This window comes from Trinickia sp., assembly GCF_035492435.1.
Lineage (GTDB): Bacteria > Pseudomonadota > Gammaproteobacteria > Burkholderiales > Burkholderiaceae > Trinickia.
This window is the reverse complement of record NZ_DATJJF010000100.1, coordinates 1-7332: the sequence shown is the minus strand read 5'-3', so window position 1 is coordinate 7332 and position 7332 is coordinate 1. Positions and strand designations below refer to the sequence as shown.

At 62.2% G+C, this 7332-nt stretch carries 7 protein-coding genes; 2 read left to right on the top strand and 5 right to left on the bottom strand.

Annotation, left to right across the window (positions count from 1 at the left end; all coding sequences use genetic code 11):
- Positions 1-52 precede the first annotated feature (52 nt).
- From VL598_RS07445 to VL598_RS07425, 5 genes are all read right to left on the bottom strand, one after another.
- Entirely contained in the window at positions 53-1075 is a 1023-nt protein-coding gene (locus tag VL598_RS07445; protein WP_325326060.1) for a glycosyltransferase family 2 protein, read from the bottom strand.
- Positions 1076-1146: 71 nt separating this feature from the next.
- Positions 1147-2880, bottom strand: a complete 1734-nt coding sequence (locus tag VL598_RS07440) for a carbamoyltransferase family protein (RefSeq protein ID WP_325326059.1) — start codon at positions 2878-2880, stop codon at positions 1147-1149.
- Between the two features lie 13 nt (positions 2881-2893).
- The gene (locus VL598_RS07435; RefSeq protein ID WP_325326058.1) at positions 2894-4117 is read right to left on the bottom strand and encodes a glycosyltransferase family 9 protein; all 1224 of its coding nucleotides are present in this window, start codon (positions 4115-4117) and stop codon (positions 2894-2896) included.
- The gene (locus tag VL598_RS07430) at positions 4114-4734 is read right to left on the bottom strand and encodes an HAD family hydrolase (RefSeq protein WP_325326057.1); all 621 of its coding nucleotides are present in this window, start codon (positions 4732-4734) and stop codon (positions 4114-4116) included. The genes VL598_RS07435 and VL598_RS07430 overlap by 4 nt, the downstream gene beginning before the upstream one ends.
- A gap of 23 nt (positions 4735-4757) precedes the next feature.
- Entirely contained in the window at positions 4758-6062 is a 1305-nt protein-coding gene (locus VL598_RS07425; RefSeq protein ID WP_325326056.1) for a glycosyltransferase family 1 protein, read from the bottom strand.
- A gap of 537 nt (positions 6063-6599) precedes the next feature.
- On the opposite strand from VL598_RS07425, the gene VL598_RS07420 reads away from it, so the two are divergent.
- Both VL598_RS07420 and VL598_RS07415 read left to right on the top strand, forming a co-directional pair.
- Positions 6600-6875 (top strand): hypothetical protein, encoded by a 276-nt coding sequence (locus tag VL598_RS07420; RefSeq protein WP_325326055.1) that lies wholly within the window; start codon positions 6600-6602, stop codon positions 6873-6875.
- Positions 6876-7021: 146 nt separating this feature from the next.
- Positions 7022-7332, top strand: a 311-nt coding sequence (locus VL598_RS07415) for a hypothetical protein (RefSeq protein WP_325326054.1), incomplete at its 3' end; no start/stop codon positions are given.

Here is a 7332-nt window from a genome sequence, read left to right as displayed (position 1 = left end):
ATCGCGACGCGATTCGGCGTTGGAAAGAGTGCGCGCACCGGCGCGCTGTCGTTCATAGAAACCATGTGCGGTAGCTGACAGCGCCGCGAATGCGCCAGTAAATTGAAAGAAACGGAATGAGCGGGGAGGTCACTGCCATCTCCGCCACATGCCGCCATTGGCGGCTACGCCCGCGCATGCGCCTCGAAAAGAACCGTGCAGTCAAGCCGAGCCAGAGGAATCCACCCAGAATGGCGATCAAAATCGCGTGGCAAGCTGCGCCGAAGACGGCTGAGATGGCACTGAGAACGATCGCGTAATAGTTGAGCGGCGGCCTGCGCGCGATGTGCCGTTTGTAAAGCCTGCGATGCTTTGCATAAAGAAGGGCTTCAAAACGGCTCTTTTTTTGTTGAGCGAGACTCACGCCAAAGCGCGCGGGGCGCACTGGATGTACGACGATCGCATCATGCGCGCGGACGATGCGTCCACACGCGCGCATGAGCGAGAATTGCAAGTCGGAGTCTTCACGCCATGCGGCCGTAAAGCGCTCGTCGAATCCGCCGACGATCATGAGCGCGTTGCGTCTGACAAAGACATTGGCGGTGGCGAAGTCCGCGCGTGCCAAGCCGCTGGCGTCGGCCTCATAGTCCGTGGGGCGTTCGGGCAGCGGCACGACGATGGTGCCGGCGGCGGCCGCTACGCTCTCCGACATGGCTGCGAGGCCGGCTTCGAGCCAGCCAGCATCGGCAATCGTGTCGTCGTCGGTAAAGGCGATCACGGGGGCGCGCGCGTGCCGCCAGCCAGCGTTTCGCGCAGCGGCAGGCCCTTGCGTCGCCGCGATCGGCAAATAGCGAATTTCAAGCCCGCGCGCGCGGCTTTCCGCGGCGAAGCGCTCGACGAGCGAACGCGTGGCATCGTCGGGGCCATCGTCACAGACCACGATCTCGTAACGCGCGGGCGCCAGCGTTTGCCGCGCGAGGGCGGCGAGGCATCGCTCGAGCAGTCCCGGCCGCAGCCACGTCGGTACGATCACAGAGACGTCCGGGCGCGCGATGGCCGGCAGCAAGCTGTCTGGCGAGGCGGATGTCACCGATATGGCGTTGGCTGGCGCTGCGAGCGAGAACGAATCGGTGGCCGATCGATCGGCCCTTGGCGGATGACGCGCGTTCACGCGGTGGCTCCTTGTTTCGTGACGAGAAACGGTCCGATCACGAGCGCATCGAGCGGCGAGGTCCAAAACGATTCCAGCGCGTCGCGTGGTGAATTGACCATCGGTTCTCCGCGAGTGTTGAACGAGGTGTTGACGAGGACCGGCACGGCCGTGCGGGCATAAAACGCGGCAAGGAGGTCGTAGTAAAGCGGGTGCTGTTGCCGGTTGATGGTCTGCACGCGGGCTGTGCCGTCAACGTGCCGCACTGCCGGAACGCGTTCCGCGCGCTCTGGCCGCATACGGAAGACGAACAGCATGAACGGCGCTTTACCTGCCCCGACGAACCAGTCTGAGGCATGTTCTTCCATGACCACGGGCGCGACGGGCCGAAAGTCCTCACGATCTTTGATTTCATTGAGCCGCGCTTGCATGTCGGGGACGATGGGCGAAGCAAGTATCGAACGCGAACCTAGCGCGCGAGGGCCAAACTCGGTGCGTCCTTGATGCCAGCCAATGATCTTGCCGGCTGCGAGCAGATCGGCTGTCTCGCCCGCAAGATCGGTCAACCGCCTGAACGGCACCTTGCACCAGCGCAGCAATGCCTCGATTTCGGATTCTGTGTACGAAGGTCCCAGGTACGCGTGATTCATCGTCCAGCGGCGGGTGCGGTCGCCCTGCCGGTTGCGTTCGCACCAGTCAATCCAGAGTGCTGCGCCGAGCGCCGTTCCGGCATCGCCCGCGGCGGGCTGTACCCAGACCTCCTCGAACGGGCCGTCGTCGCGAACCCGCGCGTTCATCACACAGTTGAGCGCCACTCCGCCGGCCATGCATAGTCGCGGCAATCCGGTGCGGGCGTGCAGCCAGTGCGCAAGCTGCAAAACGGTCTCCTCCAGCACGGTTTGGAGCGAGCTCGCGACATCGTAATGGCGCGCGTCAAGTGGGGTGCCGCGCTCGCGTGGCGGACCGAACCGCTCCACGAGCCGAGGCTCATCGACGACATAACTGCCGTCGCCGCGGTAACGGACGATTTCGCGAAACACATGCGCGTACGCGGGCCGACCGAAGGCGGCGAGTGCCATGACCTTGTACTCGTCAGAGGAGTGCAAGAAGCCGAGCCAGCTTGTCACCGCTTCGTAAAGGAGGCCGAGCGAATGGGGCAGTTCGACCTGCTTGATCCGGCTGTACTTGCCGCTGACAAACGCGCCAAGACTCGTCGTCACACCCTCGCCGCGGCCGTCCATGGTCAGCACGGCCGTGTCGCCGGGTGGCGCGGCCAGAAATGCGCTCGCTTCGTGCGCGAGATGGTGCTCGACGTAATGCCAGGCGAAGCGATGTCCATCCGGTGGCGAGCGAAAGCGCTTTGCCATATGGAGCGGCGAGCCGTCGATCAACTGCCCGCGCGCATTGACGATAAAGCTTAGAAAAAGTGCATCCCACGAGGACGCCGACGGACCGGGTTCGAGAGGCAACGCGATCGTGGCGCGCTTATTTGGCATCGCAGGCATGATCGGCAGCAGCGCGGGATCATACGAGTAGGCTACGTGGTCGACGTCCGCGAGCGTGATGCCCGCTTCTCTCAAGCAGTAATCGATGGCATCGAACGGCAACTGCCAGGTGGAGAACGGCACGGGCCGCTTTGCATGCTTGATGTGGGTAAACCGCTCGTCCTCGGCGGCGGCCACGACGACGCCGTCGCGTACTAGCGTGGCGGCGCTATCGTGATAGACGGCATTGATTCCAAGGGTATACATGGCGTGCGTCTTATCAGTGATCAGGCAGACACGGAGTGGCGGCACCGCTTGGCGTGGCGGCCCGGGCGATGTCGTTACCGTGCGGTGTAACCGAACGGTGCTTTGCGGCTAGCTCGAGCGCCGCGCTGGCGACCTCCGCAGGTGGCACGCCTAGCAAGCAAGCGTGATGACCTTTCGGGCAGACGCCGCGATAGCACCAGCGGCATTCGACGTCACGAAACAGCATGCGATGCTCGGTCTGCCACGGGGTGTGCTGCGGATTGGTCAACGCGTAAAGGTCGACCACAGGCGTGCCGAGTGCCGAGGCTAGATGAACCGGGCCGCTATTGTTGGCGATGAGTACGCAAGCACGCTCGATCAGCGCGCCTAGTTCGCCGATGTCGAGTTCTCCCGATAGGTCGTGTAGTCGGGCCTGAGCCGCTGACCCGGCACAGTCGATCACGTTACGAATTAGGTCTCGTTCGTCGCGAGTGCCGGTGAGCAGAATTGGCAATGGCGAGAGCCGCACGAGCCGTGCGGCGACTTCGCCAAATCGCTCAGGCGGATATCGACGCGACGCGGCGCTTGCCCCCGGATGGATCACGAACCAAGGACCGCAAGGACTGAGCCCGTGTACGACGAGCCGTCGCGTCAGCGACCGGCGAAGCCGTGGGCTGATTTTGAAACGCATGCGTGTCTCAGTGCTCGTGGCGCCGATCCTCGCGACGAGCTGCAATTGCCGCTCAGCTTCATGGCGTACACCGCATTGCGGCTCCGGCTCCCACACCCAGTCCGTCAAAAGTTGATAGGGATTCTCTCGACAATGCGCAAGCCGTCTGGCGATGCCCGCCAGATAACAGAGCATCGCAGAGGGCAGCGGGCTCTGACTGTAGAAGGTGAAAATGACGGCCGCATCGAAGCGCCGCTCGCGCAATGCGCGAATCATCGCCATGTCTGTCGTTGGATCGTGCTGCGCCGTCACACCATGCCAGGGGGCGTCATAGGCGATCACTTCGTCGACGTCGTCGAGAAACGGCGCAAGCTTCGCGCCAACCGAGGAGGTGAGCAAAGTGATATGCCGCTCGGGTGCCGCCGCACGCAGCGCGTGGATAGCGGGTGTCGTCATCAACACGTCGCCTAGGCGATCGAGCCGCACACAGAGTATGCGCTTTACGTCGTTGCCCCAACGCGTGACAGTCGATTCACGCTCATCGGCATGTGGATGGGTAGGCGCGACGGTGAAAGGCACTGCGTTCATCGTTGCACCTCCGACGAGACGAGACTCGATGAGCGGGAGGCAATCCGATGCTTGCATCTCGGCGATCCGACGATGGCGAGCGCGGCGCGGTAGAGATCGGGTACTCGCAGGGTTGGCCTGCGCAGCGGCGCATCACGCCATTGCGTCTCGTTGCCGTTGTCGATAAGCACCGTGCGACAGCCAGCGCGCGCACCGGCTTCGATATCGTCGAGGATGTCACCGACGAACCAGCTTTGCCGAAGGTCGAGCGCATGCTCGCGCGCAGCTTTCAGCACTAGGCCCGGTTCGGGCTTTCGGCAGCTACAGGCCACAGCGTGCGGTGCGACGACCCCGTTCGGATGATGCGGGCACCAGTACGCGCCAGCGAGCATGACGCCGCACGCTGCGAACATCTCATGCAGTCGCAATTCGACTAGGGTGAGGGCCTCATACGAAAATCTCCCCAAAGCCACACCGCTCTGATTACTTACGACCACGAGCGTAAAGCTGTGTGCGCCAAAGAGTGCGAGGGATTCGCGCGCGCCACGGCTAAAGTGCATCAGCGCGGGGTTCACGTTGTAGGGCACGTCGTCCAGCAATGTGCCGTCCTTGTCGAGGAAGACTGCGCGTTTGAGCATGGTGGCGTCACTGTGTGCCACCTTCACATGCGTCCTACCGCGGTGCGCACACTGGCAATCTGAAGCCCTTCGGGCATCTGCTCGGCGCCCGACCGTAGGCCGGCCACGCCTGTCACATGCCGATAAAGCGCTTCTAACTGTTGCGCGACACTGCTCCAAGTGAAGTGTGCGTGAGCGCGCGCGAGGCCGGCCATACCCATGTCGTGCGCAAGTGCGGGGTTACGAGCAAGTTTGGCGAGGCACGTTGCGAGCGCTTCGGGGTTGCGAGGCGGAACCAGAAATCCGGTCTTGCCGTCAACGACGCTGTAACGAATCCCGCCAACGTCGGCGCCCACCACCGGCCTGGCACAAGCCATCGCCTCGATCGGCGTGATGCCGAAGGGTTCGTACCATGGGGTCGTGACGAAGACGTCGGCCGCACCGTAGAAGGTGCGCAATTGCGCACGTCCGCGCCTGCCGATGAATGTGACATGCTCGGCGACGCCACAAGCGGTCGCGACGCCGCGTAGACGCGCGATCTCGGGCGTTGCGATTTCATTGGGCATGTCCGCGTTGCCGCCGACGACGTATAGGTGTGCGTCCACGCTCATGGCCCCACGCAGCAGCGCGAGCGCGTGCATGACGTTGTCGATGCCCTTGCGCGGTACGAGCCGACCGAGCTGCAACACGGTGAATTGATCGGCGCGCCAGCCTAATGTGGCACGCGCGCGGCTGCAATCAAACGGCCCGAACTCCGCGGGCTCGAAGCCGCAGGGAATGATGCGAATGCGATCGGAGCCGGTCGCGTAGTGCTTGCACAGATCAGCCGCATCCTGAGGGCATTCGGCGATGATGGAGTCCGCTTCACGCACGAGCCGCTCTTCGATGTCGAAGCGATCGTCGGGAAACCCGTCGTCGGCACCTTGATGAAATCTGCGCACTTTGCCTAGCGCGTGAAACGTCATGACAAGCGGGATGCCGAGCACTTGCTTGGTTTTCAAGGAAGCCAAGCCTGACATAAAGAAGTTCGCGTGAATGACATCGTATCTTCGCCGCTGCTCTCTGCAAAAGCCGAGCAGAAAGTCGGCGAATTCGGCCATATAGGGCAGCAGCGCTTCTTTGGGCATGCGCGTCGGCGGCCCTGCCGGCACGTGGATCACACGCACGCCGTCCATATCGAGCGAGACAGGTAGCACCGCGCAATCACGCCGCGTGAAGACGTCCACCTCGTGACCCATTCGGCGCAATTGCCGCGCCACATTCGCTACGTAGATGTTTTGTCCGCCGCTGTCGACGCCACCCGCCGACGCGAGCGGCGACGCGTGTTCACTGACCAATGCGATTTTCATAGCTGTCCCTTGCTTGGAAAAACGAGGTCGGCCACCCGCTCGGCGGGCTTCGCGTTTGGTTCCAGACCGCGAGGCGTTCAAAACCGTAACAGCATTCGCTGTGCCTATCGCATGCGGGGCGCGGTCAACATGCAGAAGCATTGAGCCGTAGCTGCAACGCTTCTGTTGTCTTTAATTACCGGTTTTCTCAGGGCGCCGCTCTTACAGGGATGAATGTAATAACGCAGCACCGGGTGAGATCCGTTGATGAATCGTCGAAGGTCCGGGATTCATTTTTGCTAACTGCTATTTCATCTTCATGCCTTTAATGAACGTGACGAATGCACGCATATCGGGAATCGTGCTTGCGCATAAATGCGTGCATGAGGTGGTGCGGACCGTCGAACGGCTATTGGCTCTTCCGGAGAAACCTCCTGTCATCGTTGCCGACAATGACTCGCAGGATTCGACCGTGGTGGAGGTTGCAGCGCCGTTTCCCCGGAGCGTGTGGTTGAGTGCGGTAGCAACCTGGGAGAGGCTGGGCGCAATCGCGCAGCCATGTTCGCGACGACCGAGTACGTCGCTTTCAGCGACGACGATACGCATTGGGAAGCGAGCTCGCTTCGAGAGGTATGTGTGCTCGATTCAGCACCGCATGTTGCTGTGTTGTCGGGTAAGGTGCTCGTGAGCGAGACGAGCCGGATCGATCCGATGTGCTGGCGTATGAATGCGAGTCCGCTGGATCGAGAGGATTTGCCAGGGCCAGCATTGATCGCCTACATGGCCGGTGCGTGCGTATTTCGCACTTCCGTATTTCGGGCGCTCGGTGGCTAGGAGCCGTGTCTTTTCATCGGAGGGGAAGAGGAACTGCTGGCGCTAGACGTGCTCGATGCGGGTTACTTCATCGTTTATTGCGATTCTGTCGTCACGACGCATGCGATTCCAATGCGGCAATGCGCACCCGCTGGCTCGAGGGCTAAATGATTGAAACAACGCAGCTGGCAGTCGAATGGGAATCGTCCGATATGTTGTCGCCGCTGCATGCGCCGCTCGGCGGGCATTTCGTACTCAAGCAAGTGAAGCCCGCCGCTGCGGCCAAGCTCCTCACGTCACCGAGGGGCGTGGCGGATGCCGCGGCGGGAACCGGCATGACGGTTCTTTCGCTATGCTCAGAGCGGGACTATCTGTATGACTGCAGCATGAGCCGAAGGCGTCGTCGGGGGCGTGAGCGCCGTCAGTGCACCGGCCGTACCGATCGAGAAGAGCGAGATCGTGCCGCCAGAATTCGCCG